At 60.7% G+C, this 22,950-nt stretch carries 21 protein-coding genes and 1 pseudogene; 14 read left to right on the plus strand and 8 right to left on the minus strand.

The genetic code is table 11. The features are described 5' to 3' along the window. Positions 1-98: 98 nt before the first annotated feature. Together VMP31_RS20805 and VMP31_RS20810 are read left to right on the plus strand one after the other, a co-directional pair. Positions 99-458, plus strand: coding sequence for a hypothetical protein (locus VMP31_RS20805; protein WP_325509613.1), 360 nt, complete (start codon positions 99-101; stop codon positions 456-458). A gap of 17 nt (positions 459-475) precedes the next feature. Continuing rightward, complete coding sequence (locus VMP31_RS20810; RefSeq protein WP_325509631.1) at positions 476-1,783, plus strand: HEPN domain-containing protein; 1,308 nt, start codon at positions 476-478, stop codon at positions 1,781-1,783. A gap of 149 nt (positions 1,784-1,932) precedes the next feature. On the opposite strand, the gene VMP31_RS20815 is transcribed toward VMP31_RS20810, so the two are convergent. The 4 genes from VMP31_RS20815 to VMP31_RS20830 all read right to left on the minus strand — a co-directional run bounded on the left by VMP31_RS20815 (position 1,933) and on the right by VMP31_RS20830 (position 6,351). Beyond that, positions 1,933-2,715 carry a gamma-glutamyl-gamma-aminobutyrate hydrolase family protein gene (locus VMP31_RS20815; RefSeq protein WP_325509614.1) on the minus strand — a complete coding sequence of 261 codons (783 nt, stop codon included), beginning with the start codon at positions 2,713-2,715 and terminating at the stop codon, positions 1,933-1,935. Positions 2,716-3,114: 399 nt separating this feature from the next. Beyond that, a complete protein-coding gene (locus VMP31_RS20820) occupies positions 3,115-4,611 on the minus strand; it encodes a CoA-acylating methylmalonate-semialdehyde dehydrogenase (protein WP_325509615.1) in 1,497 nt (498 codons plus the stop codon). A gap of 106 nt (positions 4,612-4,717) precedes the next feature. Continuing rightward, the gene (locus VMP31_RS20825) at positions 4,718-5,008 is read right to left on the minus strand and encodes a cupin domain-containing protein (protein ID WP_325509632.1); all 291 of its coding nucleotides are present in this window, start codon (positions 5,006-5,008) and stop codon (positions 4,718-4,720) included. Next, complete coding sequence (locus VMP31_RS20830; RefSeq protein WP_325509616.1) at positions 5,005-6,351, minus strand: aspartate aminotransferase family protein; 1,347 nt, start codon at positions 6,349-6,351, stop codon at positions 5,005-5,007. Before VMP31_RS20830 ends, VMP31_RS20825 begins: the two co-directional genes overlap by 4 nt. Positions 6,352-6,488: 137 nt before the next feature. On the opposite strand from VMP31_RS20830, the gene VMP31_RS20835 reads away from it, so the two are divergent. The 10 genes from VMP31_RS20835 (at position 6,489) to VMP31_RS20880 (ending at position 17,213) form a co-directional block, all read left to right on the plus strand. Further along, on the plus strand, positions 6,489-7,409 hold the full coding sequence (locus VMP31_RS20835; RefSeq protein ID WP_325509617.1) for a LysR family transcriptional regulator: 921 nt from the start codon (positions 6,489-6,491) through the stop codon (positions 7,407-7,409). A gap of 154 nt (positions 7,410-7,563) precedes the next feature. Further along, complete coding sequence (locus VMP31_RS20840) at positions 7,564-8,235, plus strand: TetR/AcrR family transcriptional regulator (protein WP_325509618.1); 672 nt, start codon at positions 7,564-7,566, stop codon at positions 8,233-8,235. Further along, the gene (locus VMP31_RS20845) at positions 8,235-8,819 is read left to right on the plus strand and encodes a YigZ family protein (protein ID WP_325509619.1); all 585 of its coding nucleotides are present in this window, start codon (positions 8,235-8,237) and stop codon (positions 8,817-8,819) included. The genes VMP31_RS20840 and VMP31_RS20845 overlap by 1 nt, the downstream gene beginning before the upstream one ends. Positions 8,820-9,005: 186 nt before the next feature. Continuing rightward, positions 9,006-9,464 (plus strand): REP-associated tyrosine transposase, encoded by a 459-nt coding sequence (locus VMP31_RS20850; RefSeq protein ID WP_325509633.1) that lies wholly within the window; start codon positions 9,006-9,008, stop codon positions 9,462-9,464. Positions 9,465-9,767: 303 nt separating this feature from the next. Next, on the plus strand, positions 9,768-11,342 hold the full coding sequence (locus tag VMP31_RS20855; protein ID WP_414705483.1) for an ABC transporter ATP-binding protein: 1,575 nt from the start codon (positions 9,768-9,770) through the stop codon (positions 11,340-11,342). 11 nt (positions 11,343-11,353) lie between these two features. After that, complete coding sequence (locus VMP31_RS20860; RefSeq protein ID WP_325509620.1) at positions 11,354-12,451, plus strand: ABC transporter permease; 1,098 nt, start codon at positions 11,354-11,356, stop codon at positions 12,449-12,451. 181 nt (positions 12,452-12,632) lie between these two features. Continuing rightward, a complete protein-coding gene (locus VMP31_RS20865) occupies positions 12,633-13,559 on the plus strand; it encodes an ABC transporter permease (protein ID WP_325509621.1) in 927 nt (308 codons plus the stop codon). Positions 13,560-13,839: 280 nt separating this feature from the next. Further along, positions 13,840-14,922, plus strand: a complete 1,083-nt coding sequence (locus VMP31_RS20870) for a BMP family ABC transporter substrate-binding protein (RefSeq protein ID WP_325509622.1) — start codon at positions 13,840-13,842, stop codon at positions 14,920-14,922. A gap of 198 nt (positions 14,923-15,120) precedes the next feature. Next, on the plus strand, positions 15,121-16,086 hold the full coding sequence (locus VMP31_RS20875) for a 2-oxoglutarate and iron-dependent oxygenase domain-containing protein (RefSeq protein ID WP_325509623.1): 966 nt from the start codon (positions 15,121-15,123) through the stop codon (positions 16,084-16,086). Between the two features lie 179 nt (positions 16,087-16,265). Further along, positions 16,266-17,213 (plus strand): adenosine deaminase, encoded by a 948-nt coding sequence (locus tag VMP31_RS20880; protein ID WP_325509624.1) that lies wholly within the window; start codon positions 16,266-16,268, stop codon positions 17,211-17,213. 85 nt (positions 17,214-17,298) lie between these two features. On the opposite strand, the gene VMP31_RS20885 is transcribed toward VMP31_RS20880, so the two are convergent. The 3 genes from VMP31_RS20885 to VMP31_RS20895 all read right to left on the minus strand — a co-directional run bounded on the left by VMP31_RS20885 (position 17,299) and on the right by VMP31_RS20895 (position 19,696). Then, a complete protein-coding gene (locus tag VMP31_RS20885) occupies positions 17,299-17,763 on the minus strand; it encodes a copper chaperone PCu(A)C (RefSeq protein ID WP_325509625.1) in 465 nt (154 codons plus the stop codon). A gap of 86 nt (positions 17,764-17,849) precedes the next feature. After that, entirely contained in the window at positions 17,850-19,220 is a 1,371-nt protein-coding gene (locus VMP31_RS20890) for a PepSY domain-containing protein (protein ID WP_325509626.1), read from the minus strand. Positions 19,221-19,309: 89 nt separating this feature from the next. Continuing rightward, on the minus strand, positions 19,310-19,696 hold the full coding sequence (locus tag VMP31_RS20895) for a DUF2946 family protein (protein WP_325509627.1): 387 nt from the start codon (positions 19,694-19,696) through the stop codon (positions 19,310-19,312). Between the two features lie 197 nt (positions 19,697-19,893). On the opposite strand from VMP31_RS20895, the gene VMP31_RS20900 reads away from it, so the two are divergent. Further along, positions 19,894-21,741 carry a PAS domain S-box protein gene (locus VMP31_RS20900; protein ID WP_325509628.1) on the plus strand — a complete coding sequence of 616 codons (1,848 nt, stop codon included), beginning with the start codon at positions 19,894-19,896 and terminating at the stop codon, positions 21,739-21,741. 108 nt (positions 21,742-21,849) lie between these two features. Further along, on the plus strand, positions 21,850-22,026 hold the full coding sequence (locus tag VMP31_RS20905) for a hypothetical protein (RefSeq protein WP_325509629.1): 177 nt from the start codon (positions 21,850-21,852) through the stop codon (positions 22,024-22,026). A 159-nt stretch (positions 22,027-22,185) separates the two neighbouring features. Here VMP31_RS20905 and VMP31_RS20910 read toward each other — a convergent pair. Continuing rightward, positions 22,186-22,803, minus strand: a pseudogene (locus VMP31_RS20910) (Bcr/CflA family drug resistance efflux transporter); the annotation flags it as partial. Positions 22,804-22,950: the final 147 nt, after the last annotated feature.

Consider the following 22,950-nt stretch of genomic DNA (forward strand, 5'->3'; position numbering starts at 1 on the left):
TAAATCTATCTACGACTCTAAATAGCCATCACTGACTGATATCGGCACGATCAATCAACTTGACGAATACCACTTAGAAGACACATGGCAGAAATAATTTGAAAAAGTTAAAGCTCAGCGACGAACTTAGTCCAAACGTAAAAATTAGAGACAACAAAGGATTTGAATCAGAGGGAAAACTACATATATCCAAAGGAAAAATACCTTACATAGAGCTTACAGGAACAATGAGCGGCGAAAAAATTCTTGAAACTCTCACCTGCACAGACGGCTCTCAAAACTACACCCTGCACAACACCGAAACATATGGGGACATTCTATATCCATCACTAATAATAATCGGCGAATACCCCTCTACAAAAACAAATGAAATCACAGTCTCATTGAACGGCGCCAGTGATTGGCTACAAGTTAAAAATGGATTTCAGATTCAATCCATGGAAATAAGTAAAAAATAGACTTCAAAGACTTAGAGATCACAATCGACGAATCCTTAAAAGCACACATAAATTATTACTGCACAATATCAAAAAACAAAGAACTACAAACAGTAATAGACGAAGGGGTTTTACTCACCATCGCCACCTCATTTGAATTAAGCCTCAATGAAGTATCTGAAAAGTGCCACACCCTATGCAACTTATTTTCATTACTACTAGGCCACCCCTTAGACATTGATTACATTTGGATAAGAAAAAACAACATTCGATACCCAGTGTACATTGTTGGACCAACAACAGCAGAGACCTCAATAAAGTCATACAGGGAATGTCTTTACCCATTCCCTGGCTTCATCACTGAAAGAAATATTTGGCCAACTATTTTCCAAGCAGCTTTTACTCCTGGAACAGATCAAAACGCCAGATTTAACAATTTATGGTCAAGAATCCCGTCACTTGTCAGGTACACCACTTTATGGGAGTACTTGCTCTTGGGTTACGTCAGCACATTAGACAAGCACACCGAGTCTTTCGCAAAAAAACAGTCACTAAAACTTTCACGCACTGAATTTAGCGCTATAAAACAGTCACTAAAAGAAACCTTGACCAAAAAATCAAAAGAACTACAAATAGAACACAACACGGTCATCAAGGTAGTAGAAAAATACATAGACGCTATAAAAAACACCGAAACACCAACCTTTAACGAACGTATCAACGCGTTTACAGAAAGTATAGACCCTCGAATTACTGAAATCATTGGACTCACACAAGAAGACTTTAGATCATTGAAAAAGCTTAGAGATCAAATAGCGCATGGCACGCCAGTTACAACCCTAGAAAAGAACAATATCACTCACGAAATAACACTCAAAAACAAATTATCTCTAATGATCCACTACTGCATAAGCATGGACTTTGGATTAACAACTGAGGAATTCATAAACAGCCTAGGAATGACGACACATCCAGTCATCAGAGGCGCAAAAATCAATAGGGATAAAATCTACAAATTCGACTCAAAAACCACAAAAATTAAATTACCCAAAGCTGACTACCTCCACCTTAGCCAGTCAAAATATTCATTTCTTGTGCTTAGTTCAGCTGATAACGCATACGCCATCCATAAAGACGCCTCCGAAATAACAAAAGAATTCGGACGTCACGGCTCATGGAATCACATATGCGACTTTCTTTCCGACAACTTAAAAATTGAAAAATCAAAGATCAAGTACCACTCAACCGTACACATTACAAGCGAGGATGATGAAAGAACAGTTCATAGCTGCTGCATAATCTCAAACGACCCACCGATCGCCATCAAAAATCACGATGCGAAATAATCTAATTCTATTCCACAGATATTTAATTAGGACTAACAACCTACATGTAAAAATGCCCACTTACCCTATCAGGGTGAGCACTGGTCTACTTGGTAGTAAGGCCCGATTTATAGGGCCTTACTCATGTCAGCGTTGAGATAACGCAGTGCTCAAGCCACCGCCGCCTCGCTACGACGCTCAAGCTTCCTCACCTGATACTCCCTCGCCGCCTGATGAAACGCCTCCAACAGCGCGTTGTAATCCGCCTTCTCCCAATAACGATACTCGGGATGCCACTGCACCCCAACGGCAAACGCCTTGGCACCAATCACACTAACCGCCTCGATCTGCCCATCCTCGGCCACGGCTTCAACCTGCAAGCCCTCACCCAGACGATCAATCCCCTGACCGTGCAGCGAGTTGACCTTGATCTGCCGCTCGCCGAACAGCGAGTGCAGCACGCCGCCTTCGGTCAGGGCCACGTTGTGCATCGGGCCGTAGGCCACGTCGTCCGGTACGTCCTTCACCTCACGGTGATCAAGACGCCCTTCCACTTCATGCACTTCACGGTGCAGAGTGCCGCCGAACAACACGTTCATTTCCTGCATGCCCCGGCAGATGCCGAGGAAGGGAATGCCGCGATCAATACAGGCGCGCAGCAGGCGCAACACGGTTTCATCACGGGGTTTGTCGGCCAGACCGAGGCCGGGATGGTCGTCGCCATAAAAGCTGGGGTGCACGTTGGAGAGCGATCCGCCGAACATGATGCCGCTGACGCTATCCAGCACGGTGTCCATGTCCAGATCGTCGCCAAAGGCGGGGATCATCAGCGGGAAGGCCCCGAAGCCGGTGACGGCGTGGATGTACTTCTCACCGACCAGGTGAAACCAGCCGATATCACGGCTGGTCAGCTGCCAACGGCACAGGGGTAGGCCAATCATGGGTTTGCTCATTGCAAGGAGTCCTCTTCATAAATAATTGAAGTGGGCTGCCCTTGGGAGAGCGGGCTTGCGGGTCAGGAAACCCTGAACCCGCTCACCCAAGGGGTGCCGTAACCTGCGGTCACTGCACCAACGCCGCGCCCGCGCGGCTGGTTTGTTGCGTAAAGCTGTACTGCTCCCCTCTCCCATTTATTGGGGGCACGCCCAGTGGAGAGGGGCTGGGGGTGAGGGGTGAAAACTCCGCAAACCGGGCAGATATCCCCTCACCCTAACCCTCTCCCCAGAGGGGCGAGGGGACTGATCGCATGCACGCGGATGGTCGCGAAAGATCGCCAGCCAGCTGGCTCCTACAGGTCGTCATCCACAGCAAAAAAAAGGGGCTGATCCTGCGATCAGCCCCCTTGGTGTTACTTAGCCATTACTCGGGAAAGCAAACTGAGCCGCTTCGTGCGAAGCGCGCTGTGGCCAGCGCTGGGTGATGGCTTTTTTGCGGGTGTAGAAACGCACACCGTCCGGGCCGTAGGCGTGCAGGTCGCCGAACAGCGAGCGCTTCCAGCCGCCGAAGCTGTGGTAGCTGACCGGTACGGGCAGCGGTACGTTGACACCGACCATGCCGACTTCGATTTCGTCGCAGAACAGCCGTGCCGCTTCACCATCGCGGGTGAAGATGCAGGTGCCGTTGCCGTATTCGTGGTCGTTGATCAGCTGCATGGCCGCTTCGAGGCTGCCGACGCGGACGATGCACAGCACTGGGCCGAAGATTTCGTCGGTGTAGATGGTCATCTCCGGGGTCACCTTGTCGAACAGGGTGCCGCCGACGAAGAAGCCGTTTTCGTTGCCTGCTACTACCAGGTCACGACCGTCGACCACTAGGCTTGCGCCCTGGGCCACGCCAGCGTCGATGTAGCCTTTGACCTTGTCACGTGCAGCGCCGGTAACCAGCGGGCCCATGTCCAGGCCGCAGGAGGTGCCAGCACCGATTTTCAACGCCTTGATTTGCGGCACGATCTTCTCGACCAATGCATCGGCGATCTGGTCGCCTACGCACACGGCCACGGAGATGGCCATGCAACGCTCGCCGCAGGAACCGTAGGCTGCGCCCATCAGTGCGCTGACGGCGTTGTCCAGGTCGGCATCAGGCATCAGCACGGCGTGGTTTTTCGCGCCGCCCAGGGCCTGTACGCGCTTACCGCGTTTGGTGCCTTCGCTGTAGATGTATTCAGCAATCGGCGTGGAGCCGACAAAGCTCAGGGCTTTGACTTCCGGCGCTTCGATCAGCGCATCCACCGCTTCCTTGTCGCCGTGCACGACGTTGAGCACGCCTTTTGGCAGACCGGCTTCTTGCAGCAGTTGAGCGATATACAGGGTGGAGCTTGGGTCACGCTCGGACGGCTTGAGGATGAAGCAGTTGCCGCAGACGATGGCCAGCGGGTACATCCACAGCGGCACCATGGCCGGGAAGTTGAACGGGGTAATACCGGCGACCACGCCGATTGGCTGCATGTCGCTCCAGGCGTCGATATTCGGGCCGACGTTGCGGCTGTACTCGCCCTTGAGGATTTCCGGGGCGGCGCAGGCGAATTCGACGTTTTCGATGCCGCGCTTGAGCTCACCGGCGGCGTCTTCCAGGGTTTTGCCGTGCTCTTCGCTGATCAGCTTGGAAATGGTCGCTTCGTGCTGTTCAAGTAACTGCTTGAAACGGAACATCACCTGAGCGCGTTTGGCTGGCGGGGTGTTGCGCCAGGCCGGGAAGGCGCTCTTGGCCGAGTCGATGGCCAGTTGCATGGTGGCGCGGTCGGCCAGGGCAACTTTCTTGGTAGCGGCACCGGTGGACGGGTTGAACACGTCAGCGCTGCGGCCGGTGCCGGCAGTCATTTCGCCGTGGATCAGGTGATTAACGATGGTCATAAAAACTCCTTTAACGAATTCTGTTGAGTGGGTCTAGGCGGGGACGCCGGTGAACCCAGCCCTCACCCCTAGCCCCTCTCCCGAGGGAGAGGGGGACTGTCGCCCTCTAGGGCCTTATTTCGGTTTCGACGAATACGATCTCGTGGTCGCTGGCATTGATCACGTTGTGCTCGACCCCAGCCTTGCGGAAGTAGGCCTGCCCAGCCTTGAGCTCGGCGTGCTTGTCGCCCTCCTGGGTTTCCAGCAACAGGCTGCCGGCGGTCATCGGCACCACCACATAGTCGTAGCCGTGGCAGTGGCGACCGGTTTCGGCACCGGGGGCAAAACGCCATTCGGTGACGATCACCCGCTCGTTGTCCACCTGCACGGTGGCCACTGCCTGCGGCCGGCTCATCAGTCGAGACCCTGCAGCACATCGCCAACGGCGTTGAACACGGAGTCCAGCTGCTCGGGCGTGGTGTTGAAGGTTGGCCCGAACTGCAGGGTGTCGCCGCCGAAGCGCACGTAGAAACCGGCGTTCCACAGCTTGATGCCGGCCTCGAATGGGCGGATCACCGGGTCGCCGTCACGCGGGGCGATCTGGATCGCGCCGGCCAGGCCGCAGTTGCGGATGTCGATAACGTGCTTGCTGCCCTTGAGGCTGTGCAGCTTGTCTTCAAAGATCGGGGCCAGGGCGGCGGATTGCTCGATCAGGTTGTCGCGCTTGAGCAGTTCTAGGGTTGCCAGGCCGGCGGCGCAGGCGACCGGGTGGCCCGAGTAGGTGTAGCCGTGGCCAAACTCGACCATGTGCTCAGGGATAGCCTGGTTCATAAAGGTGTTGTAGATCTCGCTGGAGGCGATTACTGCGCCCAGCGGAATCGCGCCGTTGGTGATCTGCTTGGCGGTGTTGATGATGTCCGGGGTCACGCCGAAGTATTCGGCACCGGTCCACTTGCCCATGCGGCCGTAGGCGGTGATCACTTCGTCGAAGATCAGCAGGATGTTGTGCTGGGTGCAGATTTCACGCAGGCGCTGCAGGTAGCCGACTGGTGGCACGATCACCCCGGCGGAACCGGACATCGGCTCGACGATCACCGCAGCGATGTTCGAGGCGTCGTGCAGTTCGATCAGTTTCAGCAGCTCGTTGGCCAGCTCGACACCGCCGGTTGCGGCCATGCCCTTGGTGTACGCCAGGTGCGCCTGCAGGGTGTGCGGCAGGTGGTCGGCGTCCATCATCTGGCCGAACATCTTGCGGTTGCCGCCGATGCCGCCCAGCGAGGTACCGGCGATATTCACGCCGTGGTAGCCACGGGCGCGGCCGATAAATTTGGTCTTGCTCGGCTGGCCTTTCAGGCGCCAGTAAGCCTTGGCCATCTTCACCGAGGTGTCGGCGCACTCGGAGCCGGAGTCGGTGTAGAACACGTGGTCGAGGCCGGCCGGGGTCAGCTCGGCGATCTTCTCCGCCAGCTGGAAGGACAGCGGATGGCCGTACTGGAAGCCCGGCGCGTAGTCGAGGGTGCCGAGCTGCTTGGCCACGGCCTCCTGAATTTCCTTGCGATTGTGCCCCGCACCACAGGCCCACAGCCCGGACAGGCTGTCAAACACGCGGCGGCCCTTGTCGTCGATAAAGTGGTTGCCGTCGGCAGCCACGATCAGACGCGGGTCGCGCTTGAAGTTGCGGTTGGCGGAAAACGGCATCCAGTGCGCATCCAGCTTGAGCTGGCTGGCCAGGGACGGGGTTTCGGTCTGCGGCATGTTCATGGTGCGGCCTCGCAAGGAAGGGCGGTGTTCTTATGTGGAGAAGCAGTTGCCAGTAAAGGTGCCACGGGCTTAGAGTCAGGAAAACCAGACTCTTCTTATCTTTAGTTAAGCGCGCACTAAACAATGGGCAATAAACAATGAGTACCCGCCGCCCCGACCCGCTGGCCCAGGTCAGCGATTTTGATATCCGCCTGCTCAAGCTGTTTCGCAGCGTAGTCGAATGCGGCGGTTTTTCCGCGGCGGAAAGCGCCTTAGGCATCGGTCGCTCGGCGATCAGCCAGCAGATGAGCGATCTGGAACAACGCTTGGGGCTACGTCTGTGCCAACGCGGCCGCGCCGGCTTTGCCCTGACCGAAGAAGGCCGCGAGGTATTCCAGAGCACCCAGCAGTTGTTGGCGGCGCTGGAGAGCTTTCGCACCGAGGTCAACGGCCTGCACCAGCACCTGCGTGGCGAGCTGAATATCGGCCTGACCGACAACCTGGTGACGGTGCCGCATATGCGCATCACCAACGCCCTGGCACGCCTGAAAGAACGCGGCCCAGACGTGCATATCCATATCCGCATGACCCCGCCAAGCGAAGTCGAGCAAGGCGTGCTCGACGGTCGCCTGCATATCGGCGTGGTGCCCCAGGCCAGCACGCTGTCCGGGCTGGAATACCAGACGCTGTACGACGAGCGCTCGCTGCTCTACTGCGCGGTCGGCCACCCGCTGTTCTATGTCGATGATCAGCAACTGGAAGATGAACGGCTGAACAGCCAGGAAGCCATCGCGCCGACCTTCCGCCTGCCGCCCGAGGTGCAGAGCCATTACCAGGCGCTCAATTGCACCGCCAGCGCCTCGGACCGCGAAGGCATGGCCTTTCTGATTCTCACCGGGCGCTATATCGGCTACCTGCCCGACCACTACGCTCAGGCCTGGGTGCAGCAGGGCCGCCTGCGCGTGCTGAAACCGGCCAGCCGCTTCTACGACATCAGCCTGGCCTCGGTGACACGCAAAGGCCGCCGCCCGCATCTGGTGCTGGAGAGCTTTCTCGAGGCTCTGGCCGCCAGCGCCTGAACACTCTGACCAAGGGGCTGAGCATGCACGAATACGGTGCAAATGCCCGCCGAAATGGCGGTTATCGCGTTTTTTTGCCCCTCGCGCTTGTCACCTCGACGGCTGTGGGTTATCAGTGCATTCGTCCGAAAACCTGACCACTGCGGAACCGCCCATGACTGTTGAAGTACTCGCCCACTGTACCGACCCGAGCGCCAAACCCGCCGGGCGGATTCGGCAGAAAAACGAAGAAGCGATCATCAAGGCCGCCGAGGAGGAATTCGCCCGTCACGGCTTCAAGGGCACCAGCATGAACACCATCGCGCAGAACGTCGGCCTGCCCAAGGCCAACCTGCACTACTACTTCAGCAACAAGCTGGGGCTGTATCAGGCGGTGCTGGCGAACATCCTTGAGCTGTGGGACAACACCTTCAACAACCTCACCGTCGACGACGACCCGGCCCAGGCGCTGGCGGGTTATATCCGCGTCAAGATGGAGTTCTCCCGCCGCCACCCGAAAGCCTCGCGCATCTATGCGATGGAAGTGATCAGCGGCGGCGAAACCCTGTCGCAGATGCTTAGCCAGGACTACCAGACCTGGTTCCGCGGCCGCGCCGCAGTGTTCGCCGCCTGGAGCGCCGCCGGCAAGATGGACCCGGTCGACCCCGTGCACCTGATCTTCCTGCTGTGGGGCAGCACCCAGCACTACGCCGACTTCTCCTCGCAGATCTGCCGCGTCACCGGCACCTCGCGCCTGACCAAGCAGGACTACGAAGTGGCCGGCGACAACCTGATCCGCATCATCCTCAAGGGCTGCGGCCTGACGCCTCCCGTCAAAGACGTCTGATGCCCTTTACCCTGCTCGACCCTTGCGACTACCGCGAGGAAATTCGCAAGAGCCGCTTTATCGCCCTCGCCGCGCCGGTTACCAGCGCGGTCGAGGCGCAGGCCTTTATCACCGCCCACAGCGACGCCAGCGCCAGCCATAACTGCTGGGCCTGGAAGGTTGGCCAGCAGTACCGTTTCAGTGACGACGGCGAACCCGGCGGCACCGCGGGTCGGCCGATACTCGCGGCGATCGAAGCCCAGGATATGGATCAGGTCGCGGTACTGGTAATCCGCTTCTACGGCGGTATCCAGCTCGGCACCGGCGGCCTGGCCCGCGCCTATGGCGGCAGCGCCAACAAATGCCTGCAAATCGCACCGCGCCGCGAATTGATCGCCCGCGAGCAGTACCGCTGCCATTGCCTGTTCGCCGAACTGCCGCTGCTCAAGGCGCGCCTGGCGGAATTCGACAGCCTGCTGGAGCGCGAAGACTACGACGCCACGGGAGCTGAACTGCAACTGGCCATCCCTGCCCCACGGGTGGACGAGCTGCAGCGGCTGTTGGCGGATATCAGTCGTGGGCGGATTGAGCTGCGGCCGCAGTAGTTGCACTACGCTTCTGCATTGTGGCTGTGAGCCTGCTGCCTATTTCACGAATTATCACGGGCAATAACTGGGCGTCCCCCCCGCTCCTACAGGAGGACGGGGTGACCGCGATGGCAGTCGTTGCACGCTTTTGTAGGAGCGGGCTTGCCCGCGATCAATATCGGATACACCACAAGAGGCAATGGAATGCCTGCAAAACCCCATGGCTCCAACCTACGGCGTGGCCGTCATTCAGAACCCGAACGCATTTACCTGCTGACCAGCACCCTGTTGCAACGCCGCCCGCTGTTCAGCGATTTCAGACTGGCCCGCTTGCTGATCACTGAGCTGCGCACAGCCCATGAGCAACAACAGGTTGCGTCTCTGGCCTGGGTGGTGATGCCCGATCACCTGCATTGGCTTGTGCAACTGCATGCAGGCTCTCTGGATAAACTGATGCGCCGTATCAAAAGCAACAGCGCACGGCAGATCAGTCAGCGCCTCGGCACACAAGGCCCAATTTGGCAGCCGGGTTACCACGACCGCGCGCTGCGCCAAGATGAAGACCTGCAATCGGCGGCTCGTTATATCGTCGCCAATCCGTTGCGAGCAGGCCTTGTGCAACGCATTGGTGATTACCCGTTATGGGATGCGGTGTGGTTATGAGCCTGCGTCGGGCTCAGGATTTATCGCGGGCAATAACTGGGCGCCCCCCCCCGCTCCTACAGGGGATAGCGGCGTGACCGCGATTGCCGGGCGCGGCACGCTTTTGTAGGAGCGGGGGGGACGCCCAGTTCTTGGCCGCGATGCGCCAAAACGCACCAGCCATCAAGACTGCGCACCACGCTGGAGCACCCGCAGACATAGCATTGTGGCGGAACTTGCGGGCGCGCAGGGCAGCGGCTTTTCTGACTCACTGGCCAGCTTTTTGCTTTAGCCAGGCCAGTTGTCATTCCTGAGCCACTGCCCATGTCCAGTTCCCCCTCTGTTCCACGCTTGCAGCTGAGCGGTATCAGCAAGCGCTACCCCGGCTGCCTGGCCAACGACCGTATCGACCTGAGCATCGCCCCTGGGGAAATCCATGCGCTGCTCGGCGAGAACGGTGCCGGCAAAAGCACCCTGATGAAGATCATCTACGGCGTCACCCAGCCCGACAGCGGTGAAATCCGCTGGCAGGGTGAAGCCTTGAAGATGCGTGACCCGGCCATGGCTCGCAGCCTAGGGGTGGGCATGGTGTTCCAGCACTTCTCGCTGTTCGAGACCCTGAGCGTGGCAGAGAACATCGCCCTGGCCATGGGCGCGGCTGCCGGCACACCGAAGCAGCTGGAGCCGAAGATTCGCGAAGTCTCGCAGCGTTACGGTATGGCCCTGGAGCCGGGCCGGCTGGTGCACAGCCTGTCTATCGGCGAGCGGCAGCGGGTGGAGATCGTTCGCTGCCTGATGCAGGACATCAAACTCTTGATCCTCGACGAGCCCACTTCGGTGCTCACCCCGCAGGAGGCCGACGAACTGTTCGTTACCCTGCGCCGTCTGGCGGCCGAGGGCTGCAGCATCCTGTTTATCAGCCACAAGCTCGGCGAAGTACGTGCCCTGTGCCAGAGCGCCACGGTGCTGCGCGGTGGCAAGGTGTCGGGCCATTGCGTACCGGCCGAATGCAGCGACCTGCAGCTCGCGCGGCTAATGGTTGGCGATGCCGAAGGCCTGGAAAGCAGTTACCCGAAAGTCACAGGCGGCCTGCCGCGCCTGCGCGTGGATGACCTTAGCTGGCACAACGCCGACCCGTTCGGTTGCCACCTCAGCCAGATCCGCCTGGAGGTGCGCAGCGGCGAAATCGTCGGCATCGCTGGAGTTGCCGGCAACGGCCAGGACGAGTTGCTAGCCCTGCTCAGTGGGGAAACGCGGCTGCCACGCAGCGAGCGCGAACGCATCAGCCTGGATAGCCAGCCGATTGCCGATCTGTACCCGGATGCGCGGCGCAAGCTGGGCCTGGCCTTTGTCCCGGCCGAGCGCCTGGGCCACGGTGCAGTGCCGGATATGAGCCTGGCCGACAACGCCCTGCTGACTGCCTTCCAGCAGGGCCTGCTGAGCAAAGGCCTGATTCAGCGCGGCAAGGTGCGCGCCCTGGCCGACGAAATCATCAAACGTTTTGCGGTGAAAACGCCGAATGCCGATGCACCGGCGCGCAGTCTATCCGGCGGCAATCTGCAGAAATTTATCCTTGGCCGCGAAATCCTGCAAAACCCGAAACTGCTGGTGGCGGCGCACCCGACCTGGGGCGTGGACGTGGGCGCGGCGGCGGCGATTCATCGTGCGCTGATTGCCCTGCGCGATGCCGGCGCGGCGATCCTGGTGATTTCCGAAGACCTCGACGAGCTGTTCCAGATCAGCGACCGCATCGGCGCGCTGGGCAGCGGCAAGCTTTCGCCCCTGACCGCCACGGCAGAGACCGAAGCCGTTGATGTCGGCCGCTGGATGGCCGGCGAGTTCGCCGCGCTTGCCCCTACCACGAGCACGCTGGCAGCCACTGCTGCCAGCCTGAGCTGACGGAGTTTCCCATGCTGTTATCCCTCGAACCGCGCGGCCAACAATCGCGCGCCATGCTCTGGTTATCGCCGCTGCTCGCCGCCGTGCTGACCCTGTGCAGCGGCGCGCTGCTGTTTAGCCTGCTCGGCCACGACCCGCTGCAAACCCTGCACACCTTGCTGATCGCACCGCTGGCCGACTGGTACGGCGTCTCCGAATTGCTGGTCAAGGCGCTGCCAATTCTGCTCTGCGCCCTTGGCCTGGCCGTGGCCTACCAGGCGCGCATCTGGAATATCGGCGCGGAAGGTCAGCTGCTGCTCGGCGCCCTGGCAGGCAGCGCCATGGCGATCCAGATTATCGACTGGGACAGCCGCTGGGCGCTGGTCTGGGTGGTGCTCGCCGGCGTGGCTGCGGGCGCGGCCTGGGGCGGCCTGACCGCCTGGCTGCGCACGCAGTTCAATGCCAACGAAATCCTCACCAGCATCATGCTCAACTACATCGCGCTAAACCTGCTGCTGTTCTTCGTGCATGGCCCACTGAAGGACCCGGCCGGCTTCAACTTCCCCGAGTCGGCAATGTTTGGCGACGCCAGCCGCCTGCCCCTGGTCAGCGAAGATGGCCGTCTGCACGCCGGCCTGTATTTCGCCCTGCTGGCCCTGGTGGCGGTGTGGGTGCTGCTGCACAAGAGCTTTCTTGGTTTTCAGATCAAGGTGCTCGGCCTCGACCGCCGCGCCGCCGGTTTTGTCGGTTTTCGCGAGAAGCGCCTGGTGTGGTTTGCCCTGCTGGTCAGCGGCGGGCTGGCCGGGCTGGCGGGTGTTGGTGAAGTGGCCGGTCCCATCGGCCAGCTGGTGCCGCAGGTATCGCCGGGCTACGGCTACGCGGCGATCACCGTGGCCTTCCTCGGCCGCCTCAACCCGCTCGGCATTCTGTTCGCCAGCCTGTTGATGGCCCTGCTGTACCTGGGCGGCGAGAACGCGCAGATGACCATGAACCTGCCCCAGGCGATCACCCAACTGTTCCAGGGAATGATGCTGTTCTTCCTGCTCGCCTGTGACGTGCTGATTCTTTATCGGCCACGGCTGAAGTGGAAATGGGCCAACCTTCCGGCACTGAAAAAAGCGGCAGCCTGAACAAACGGCCCCTCACCCTAACCCTCTCCCCAAAAGGGAGAGGGGACAGAAGCGGCGCGCGACTTCGAGTCAACGCGGTACCGCTCCCTCGCCCCTCCGGGGAGAGGGCTGGGGTGAGGGCTGGGGTGAGGGGGAAGCCTCTGCAGATGAATTGAAGCAATAGCCAAACCCGGAGCAACCGATGGATCTCGACCTGTTAAGCAATATTTTCTACGCCATGGTGCGCACCGGCACGCCGCTGCTGCTGGTGGCGTTGGGTGAACTGATCTGCGAGAAAAGCGGCGTACTCAACCTCGGCCAGGAAGGCATGATGCTGTTCGGCGCGGTGATCGGTTTTATCGTCGCCCTGAGTACCGGCAACCTGTGGCTCGGCGTGCTGCTCGCAATAAGCGCTGGCATGCTGCTGTCGATGCTGTTCGCCGCCGTAGCCCTGGGTTTTAACGCCAACCAGGTGGCCACCGGACTGGCGCTGACCATCTTCGGCGTCGGCCTGTCGACCTTTGTCGGCGCGGCCTGGGTCGGCAAACCGCTGGCCGGTTTCGAGCCCATTGCCATTCCGCTGCTCAGCGACATCCCGCTGATCGGGCGCATGCTGTTTGCCCAGGACATTTTGATCTACCTGTCCTTCGCCCTGTTCGCCCTGGTGGCCTGGGTGCTGCTGAAAAGCCGCATCGGCCTGATCATCCAGGCGGTCGGCGAAAACCCCGACGCGGCCAGCGCCATGGGTCTGCCAGTACTGCGCGTGCGCACCCTGGCGGTGCTGTTCGGTGGCGCTATGGCCGGCTTGGCAGGCGGCTACCTGTCGCTGGCCTATACGCCGATGTGGGCCGAAAACATGACCGCCGGGCGTGGCTGGATCGCCCTGGCGCTGGTGGTGTTTGCCAGCTGGCGCGTATTCCGCCTGCTGCTCGGCGCTTACCTGTTCGGCCTGGCCAGCATCATCCACCTGGTGGCCCAGGGCATCGGTCTGTCGATCCCCTCCAACCTGCTGGCGATGCTGCCCTATGTGGCGACCATTCTGGTGTTGGTACTGCTGTCGCGCGATGCAATCAAGACTCGCCTGTTTGCCCCGGTATCCCTGGGTAAGCCCTGGCAGCCGGGGCACTGAAGCTCAGTGTTCTTGTAGGAGCGGGCCATGCCCGCGATTACGCTTCGCGGGCATGGCCCGCTCCTACAGACAGCAGCTCTATTCCCGCGATTGCGCACCATCTGGCAGCAAAACAAACGTCTTACGCACCAGCAAAGCACCACCCAAGAACCCCGCCACAGCGGGGTTCTGCGTTTTAGCGCGGCGCGCGGCACTAATTGTCCAGTTGGTCAGCTTTTTGCAGTCCATCCGGCAGCTGTTTAATAACAACGCCCCCACACATATCGGAGTTCCATCGACCATGTTCGAGAAGAGTAAAAAACCCCTGCTGCGCGCCCTCGTTGCCGCCCTTGGCTTTAGCGCCACTTTGGGCGCTTCCGCCGCCGATCCGTTGAAGGTCGGCTTCGTTTATATCGGCCCAATTGGCGACCACGGCTGGACCTACCAGCATGAGCAAGGCCGCCAGGCAGTGATCAAAGAGCTCGGTGACAAGGTCGAGACCAGCTATGTGGAAAACGTGCCGGAAGGTGCGGATGCCGAGCGGGTGATTCGCAATATGGCCAAGGGCGGCTACGACCTGATCTTCACCACCTCCTTCGGCTATATGAACCCGACGCTGAAAGTGGCCAAGCAATTCCCCAAGCTGACCTTCGAGCACGCCACCGGCTACAAGCAGGACAAGAACCTCGGCACCTACCTGTCGCGCTCCTATGAGGGCCGTTATGTCGGCGGTTTCCTCGCGGCGAAGATGACCAAGACCAAGAAGATCGGCTACGTCGCCTCCTTCCCGATCCCGGAAGTGATCCGCGATATCAACGCCATCCAGTTGGCGCTGGACAAGTACAACCCCGGCACCGAAATCAAGGTGGTGTGGGTCAACTCCTGGTTCGATCCGGGCAAGGAATCCGATGCCGCCAACGCGCTGATCGACCAGGGCGTCGACGTGGTGTTCCAGCACACCGACAGCCCGGCACCGATCCAGACCGCCGAGCGTCGCGGCGTTTACTCCGTGGGCTACGCCTCGGACATGGCGCATTTCGGGCCGAAAGCCGTGCTCACCTCAATCGTCAACGACTGGGGCCCGCACTACGTCAAATCCACCCAGGCAGTGATCGACGGCAACTGGAAATCTGAAGATTTCTGGGGTGGCCTGACTGAAGACACCATCCGCCTGCCGATCAGTGACCTGGTGCCGGCCGAGGTGAAAGCCGAAGCCGAGAAGATCATCGCCGATATCAAAAGCGGCGCATTCCATCCGTTCACCGGGCCGATCAAGGACCAGAGCGGCGTCGAGAAGATCCCGGCCGGCGTCGCCGCAACCAACGCCGAACTGGCCTCGATGAACTACTACGTGGAAAACGTAAAGGCTGAACTGCCGAAGTAAGCGGTTGGCGGGTTTCACCCACCCTACGCGCCGGGCCAGCCCCGTAGGGCGGGTGCAACCCGCCGTTATACGACCACCGATGCCGTCCCTGCCCTCCGGCAGAACCGCACCAGAAGGGCGACGCCTTAATCCGGCATCGTCCTTTTTCGCTGCCCTGGGTACGAGAAGACTCGCAGCACGCCCCCACCCTGAGCCTCTATGCACACACTGCCGATTATCGATATCGCCCCGCTCTACTCAGCCGATCCAGCCGCCTGGCCCGCAGTGGCCAAACAGATCGACCGCGCCTGCCGCGAATGGGGCTTCTTCTATATCACCGGTCACCCGATCAGCCCGGCGCGTATCGCCGAACTGCTGAGCGCAGCCAAGACCTTCTTCGCCCTACCAGCCGAGGAAAAACTCAAGATCGATATCACCCAGACCGCCCACCACCGCGGCTACGGCGCTATCGCCACCGAGCAGCTGGACCCGAGCAAACCGAGCGATCTCAAGGAAACCTTCGATATGGGTTTCCATATGGACCTGAATCATCCGGAGGTGCTGGCCGGCAAGCCGCTGCGCGGGGCCAATCGCCACCCGAACCTGCCCGGCTGGACTGCACTGATGGAGCAGCACTACCGCGATATGCAGGCACTGGCGCAAACCCTGCTGCGCGCCATGACCATTGCCCTGAATATCGACCGCGACTTTTTCGACACGCGCTTCCATGAGCCAATCAGCGTGCTGCGCATGATCCACTACCCGCCGCGCCACACCGCCAGCAGCGCTGAACAACAAGGTGCCGGGGCGCATACCGACTACGGCTGCATCACCCTGCTCTACCAGGACGACGCTGGTGGCCTGCAGGTGCGCCACCGTGATGGCCAGTGGATCGACGCGCCGCCGATTGCAGGCAGCTTTGTGGTGAATATCGGCGACATGCTGGCGCGCTGGAGCAACGACCGCTACACCTCGACCCCGCACCGGGTGATCAGCCCGCTGGGAGTGGATCGCTACTCCATGCCGTTCTTCGCCGAACCGCACCCAGACACGGAAATCAGCTGCCTGCCGAACTGCTCGGACGCCGCCAATCCACCCAAGTACCCGAGCGTGACCAGTGCCGAATATCTGCTGTCACGCTTTGCCGACACCTATGCTTATCGGCGGGAAGAACAGGCGGGATGACCGCCTGTAGGATGGATCGGGGCGCGGAGCTGGCGCTGTTTTCATCCACCACCTGCGGCACCATGATGACCGCTTGGTGGACATAAAAAGCGATGTCCACCCTACGCAGACTGATTCGGCGAAATCCTGTCCTTACGGTTAAACTTTGCCGCGACCACGCCTGATAACGAGATCTGACCATGTACGACTGGCTCAACGCCCTGCCCAAGGCCGAACTGCATCTGCACCTGGAAGGCTCGCTGGAGCCCGAGCTGTTGTTTGCCCTGGCCGAGCGCAACAAGATCGCCCTGCCCTGGAACGACGTCGAAACCTTGCGCAGCGCCTACGCCTTCAACAATCTGCAGGAATTTCTCGACCTGTATTACGCCGGTGCCGATGTGCTGCGCACCGAGCAGGACTTCTACGACCTGACCTGGGCCTACCTGCAGAAATGCAAGGCGCAGAACGTCATCCACACCGAGCCGTTCTTCGACCCGCAGACCCACACCGACCGGGGCATTCCCTTTGAAGTGGTGCTGCGCGGGATCAAGCAGGCGCTGGTCGATGGCGAGAAGCAGCTGGGCATCAGCCACGGTCTGATCCTGAGTTTTCTGCGCCACTTGTCCGAAGAAGAGGCCTTTAAAACCCTTGAACAAGCCATGCCATTTCGCGATGCCTTTATCGCCGTCGGCCTGGACAGCTCGGAGATGGGCCACCCCCCGCGCAAGTTCCAGCGCGTGTTCGATAAGGCGCGCAGCGAAGGCCTGCTGACCGTCGCCCACGCCGGCGAAGAAGGCCCGCCCGAATATATCTGGGAAGCGCTGGACCTGCTGAAGATCGAGCGCATCGACCACGGCGTGCGCGCCATCGAAGACGAGCGACTGATGCAGCGCATTATCGACGAGCAGATCCCGCTGACCGTGTGCCCGCTGTCGAATACCAAGCTCTGCGTATTCGACGATATGCGCCAGCACAACATCCTGCAGATGCTCGAACGCGGGGTGAAGGTGACGGTGAATTCGGACGACCCGGCCTACTTCGGCGGCTACGTCACCGAGAACTTCGCCGCCTTGCACGACAGCCTGGGCATGACCCAGGACCAGGCCAAACGCCTGGCGCAGAACAGCCTGGATGCGCGCCTGGTCTGAGTGTAGGAGCGGGCCATGCCCGCGAACACGGTTGATCGCGGGCCTGGCCCGCTCCTACGCAAATCGTGGCGACCTTAACAGCAGGTCAGTGGTGATGCTCAGCCACTGGTGCATCCTTCTGCACAGTCACCTCCACCTCAACCGTACCGGCCTTCTCGAAGGTCAGGGTCAGCGGCAAACGCTCGCCGTCCTTGGCCTGCTGCTGCAGGTTGAACAGCATCACGTGGTAACCCATGGGTGCGAACTGCACTTCGCCGCCGGCGGGAATTGCCACGTTCTGCACCTGCTGCATCTTCATCAGGCCATCGGCGTGAATATGCTCATGCAGCTCGGCCTTGCCGGCCACGGGGGTGGTGACACTGAGCAGGCGATCGTCCTCTGTGCCCTTGTTGTGCACTACAAAATAGGCCGCAGCCGTGGGTGCCACGGCAGGCATTTCCCGCGACCAGGGGTGCTCGATATGCAGTTCACCAACGCTGTATTCATGGGCACTTGCAAACAGGCTCGGGCTCAGCAGTGCAGCGATCAGCAGGGTCTTTTTCAGCAACATGGTGTTCTCCTGTAGGGGACTGACAATCCAGACGTAGGTTGTACGCGAAGCATTGACGCGGACCTGGCCCGCGCCGGTTATTCCATTCAAGCGTTGGCCAGACGCTGCCCAGGCAGACGCGACAGCAGCCAATCCAGCGCCCAGATCAGCAGCAAGGACGCCCCCACCAGCGGGAAGGCCGCACCGAGCAGGCAGATGATGACAATCGCGGTCTTCCAGCGCGGCAGGTCATGGCGCAGCGATGGCACGCCAAACTTGCCGACCGGGCGACGTTGCCACCACATGATCAGACCACTGACCGCGCTGAGCAGAATCAGCAGGCAGACCAGCAACATCAGCAGCTGATTGGCCAGGCCGAACAGCTTGCCTTCGTGCAACTTCACCCCGGTCTCCACGGTTCTCGCCACTGCGCCGTAATCCTTCCAGCGCACATCGGCCAGTACTGCACCGCTGTATTGATCCAGGTGCAAGGTGGCGTCGTTGCGCGGGTCATCGGCGAACAGGGCCACGCTGTACACCCCGGTTTCACCTTTCGGCAGGGTGATGCTGTAACCCGGCTGCACGCCGCGCGCGCTGACCGTGTCGACCACCTGTTGCAGGCTGACCTGGGGCGCGGCACTTGGCGCGGTGCTGGCGGCATGGCCCTTATGTACAGCATGTGGGTCGGAAGCCGGCAGCGGCGTGGTTTCCACCGCCCAGGCGACGGTCTGTTGGCGGCTGTTGTTCAGGCTGCCGGTGAGTTTGCCGGACTGCGGCACCTCATCCCACATCGCCGCCGGAAAGTGGTTCCAGGCCCCAGCAAATTGCGCGCCCCAGAAACCGGTCCAGGTCATCCCGGTGAGCAGCATAAACAGCAGCAGTAGCGAGCCCCAGAACCCGGTTACCGCATGCAGATCACGCCACAGCAAACGACCACGAGCGCTTATCCGTGGCCACAGCACACCCGCCCCGGAGCGACCGCGCGGCCACCACAGATACAGGCCGGAAACCACCAGCACGATGCCCCAGCCGGCGGCTAGCTCGATCAGCCGATCGCCCAGGGTGCCAATCATCAAGTCGCCATGCAGCTGGCGGGCGATAGCCTGCAGGTTGTACTGCGCATCCTGGCTGCCCAGCAATGTGTCGCGGTAAGGGTCAACAAATACATTGAGGCCCTGGCCATCGGCCTCAATCACAAACTGCGCACTGCGGCCCTCGGCCACCGGCGGCAGGTATTGCTTGATCGCAACCCCTGGATAGGCCTGCTGCACCACGGCCATCTGCTGGTCGGCGCTCACGTGCTGCGCGGCCGCAGGCACCTGCAGCAGCTCGGCATACAGCAACTGATCGAGCTGCGGCTTGAACAGGTAGATGATCCCGGTCAGCGACAGCAGGATCAAAAACGGGATAACGAACAGCCCGGCATAGAAATGCCAGCGCCAGGCCAGGTTGTAGAAAGAGCGCGCAGGTTGGCGCATAAGTCGACTCCGATAGCGTGTACATACCGCTCCCGCGCAGGGTGTCTGGCGCGGCAACGGCAGGAATATCCGGGCGTGATGCCCGATGGCTATGGAATAAACGGGGACGCGCGGGGGTTGGCCGAAGGCCAGAGATAGCGAACAGGCAGGGGGATCAGGAAGACAGCCGTCAGCGCCGCACGACTGGCCACCAGTAAGCCAAGTAGGCCGAAGAACGCCGCCAGAATGATGGCGCTGAAGCTGGAGCTAAGCGAACAGCCCGAGCCGGTGGCGGAATTGGGCGCTACAACGCCGGAACCGTCCAGATCGGCACCGGCACCGAAGTTACCTTCGAAGGAGCAGTACTGGCTGCTCAGCCCACTCAACTGCAGGCCCGCCATCTGCCCGTGGCCAATACTGCAGGCGAACGCACTGAACAGGACGCTGAAATACAGCATCCAGGCCAATAGCGTGCGGTGGTTCGGGGTCGGCTTCATGGCCGCGACTCTAGCAGCACGCCAGCAAGCCGCCAAGCGCGAGGCCCTGACCAATTGCCGCAGCCCTATGCGGCACAGATTGCTCGCAGGCAATTGTCGCGTCGCGGGCTAGACTGTATATATCTCAAGGCGACACCTGCTCTGCGGCTTTCCCGGTACAGGCCCGCTCACATTTGCATATTAGGCGGTGGTAAGGGATGCGACCTGATCTTCACGGTCCACTGCGCCTGGCCGGCGTATATAGCCTGTTCAGCAGCCTGTGGATATTTGGCAGCGATAGCCTGCTGCAGGCAATGGTCCAGGACAGCGAGCTGGCGGCCGACCTGCAAACCGCAAAAGGCCTGCTGTTTATTCTGCTCAGCACCCTGTTGATCTTCTTTGTCAGCTACCGCGACCGCCGGGCCCAACTACGCCTGCTCGAAGAGCTGACCCACAGCACTAGCCTGCTGCAGCAGACGCAACGCCATGCCGGCCTCGGTAGCTGGGAATACAGCACCTGCTTTACCTGGACAGCGGAAGCCCTGGCCCTGCTCGGCCACGACACAGATGAAGAACTCGATAACCGCCAGTGCAGCCTCGAGCGCCTGCTCAGCTGGCTGCACCCGGCCGATCGCCCCGCGGCGCAACGCGCCCTGCAGGCGCTGCTGCACGAGCACAAGCCCATGACCCTCAGCGCCCGCCTGTATCAGCCACACAAGCTGCAGGCCACCTGGTTGCTGCTGCACGGTGAAGTCAACGAACAGGACCGCATCATCGGCACTGTGCAGGACATCAGCAGCCAGAAACGCGACGAAAGCGCCCTGCGCGAGAGCGAACAGCGCTTTCGCCAGCTGTTCGAACAGACCCCGCGTATCGCCGTGCAGGGTTACGACCGCGAGCGCCGGGTGATCTACTGGAACCAGGCCAGCACCCAGCTGTATGGCTACACCCTGCAGGAGGCTATGGGCAAGCGCCTGGAAGACCTGATCATTCCGCCCTCCTCGCGCACCCAGGTGGCTGCCGCCATTCAGAGCTGGCTGCTCGGCGGCCCCGCCATACCCGCAGCGGAGCTGCGCCTGCAACGCAAGGACGGCAGCCAGGTGTGGGTCTATTCCAGCCACTCGATACTGCGCAATAGTCGCGACCAGCTGGAGATGTACTGCATCGATATCGACCTCAGCGAGCAAAAGCAGGTCTACGGTGAACTGCTGGCCAGCGAGGAGCGCTTTCGCGAGCTGGTCGAGCAGCTGAGCGATGTGATCTTCCTCGCCGATGCCCACGGCCACCTGACCTTTTACAACCCGGCCTGGGAAAAACTCAGCGGTTATTTGAGCGATGAAAGCCTGGGCCGCCCGCTGACCCAGTTTCTCGATGACGAAGACGGCAGAAAACTGGCCAAACAGATCAGCGCCCTGGCCAAGGGTGAGGAGACCAGCCTGCGCAGCGAGTACCGCTTGCTGACCCGCAATGGGCAAATCCGCAGGATCGAACTGCAGCTGAGCCGCAGCCAGCCGGATAACAGCCTGCGCGGCTGCCTGCGCGATATCCACGACCGCTTCCAGGCCCAGGAGCTGCAAAACGCGCGCAATGCGGTACTCGATGAGCTGCTGGCGCGTCGCCCGTTGCCGCATATTCTCGACAATATCAGCCGCCGGCTGCAGGGCCTTAACCCACATATGCTGGTGTCGATCATGCTGCTGGACCCGCAAAAACGCCTGCACCTGGGAGCCGCACCCAGCCTGCCGGAGAGCTATTGCCAGGCCATCGACGGCCTGCAGGCTGCGCCGGAAGTGGGCTCCTGTGGGCATGCGGCCTGCAACGGCGAACTGGTGATCGCCGAAGACCTCAGCCAGCACCCCTTCTGGCGCGACTTTCGCGAGCTGACCAGCGCCGCCGGCCTGCGCGCCTGCTGGTCACTGCCGTTCAAGGATGACAGCGGCACAGTGCTGGGCACCTTCGGCATCTACTACCACCACTGCGCCAGCCCGAGTAACGAGGATATTGCCCTGGTTACCGAGTTCACCCGCCTGGCCGGCCTGGCCGTGCAGCAGCAGCGCAATTATTGAGCACACTATCCGACCAACGGCAGGTTGCCGGGCAGACAATTGATGCAAGTCAGAGAACGTTCATATTCACCGGCTAGACTGGATTTCCCTGCAGCGGAGGAAGTGCCCATGAATCTCGTTATACAGCCGGTAAACCAGCCTCAGGGCTGTTGGCAGGTACATTTCGATCAGCACCGCGTGACCTTTCGCAGCGAAGCCGAGGCCCGCCAGTTCGTTTCCACCCTGCAGGCACGCCTGCAAGCCCCCCATAGCCTGCCCCGGGAGCAGCAGCGCATCGCCAGCTAACTGGCGGTTTAAAAGCCCGGTTAGGTGTACACGCAATTAGGTCGGGTGCGCCGTGCGCACCGACCTAGGCCGCGGTTGGCGTTGAACGCAGCGAAGCCCAACAGGCAGTAACATGCCTGGTTGGGCTTTAGCGCTTGGCTCCTTAATGGAACATCGCCCTTACCCAGCCGAACCGGCGCGCCGTTCGGCCCACGGGGTCAGGCGCGAGAACAACACGGCCAGCAGGCCGCAGCCGAAGATCACCACCGCCACCGGCCAGGCGCTGCCGTCATGCAGCCACGCGACCATGGCTGCCGCACTGGCGGCAATCACAAACTGCAGGCTGCCGAGTAACGCCGAGGCACTGCCGGCATGGCTGCCCTGCCCGGCCATGGCGCAGGCCGAAGCATTGGGCAGCAAAATGCCCAGGCAGGCGATGCAGGCGAACATGGGGATCAGCAGGGGCCACAATGCCTGCGGCCTGGCGTTTGCCACCAGCAGCAGCACCAGGGCCGCACCCAGGTAGAACCACACGGTAATGCGCAGCCAGTAGCCCGGACCATGGCGGGCCACCAGCCAGGCATTGAGCTGCGCCACCAGAATAAAGCCCAGGGCATTGCTGCCGAACAGCCAGCCGTAGTGCTCGGCCGGCACGCCGTAGAGTTCGATAAAGATAAAGGGCGAGCCGGCGATATAGGCGAACATCCCAGCGATGGCGAAACCGCCGGTCAGGGCATAACCCAGAAACGGCCAGTCGGCAAACAGCCGTCGATACTCACCCAGAGCCCCGCGCAATGGTGCGGGCGGTGTTCAGCCGGGAGACATAGGTAACAGGTGTCGGGAGACATAGGTAACGCATTTAGGCTTACGGAATCTTTCGAATGAGGAGTTCGAGCGATGCCGTGGCAGGAGTGCACCACCATGTCGATACGACGCGAATTCGTG

The sequence above is a fragment of the Pseudomonas sp. genome (assembly GCF_035512415.1).
In the GTDB taxonomy this organism is placed as follows: domain Bacteria; phylum Pseudomonadota; class Gammaproteobacteria; order Pseudomonadales; family Pseudomonadaceae; genus Aquipseudomonas.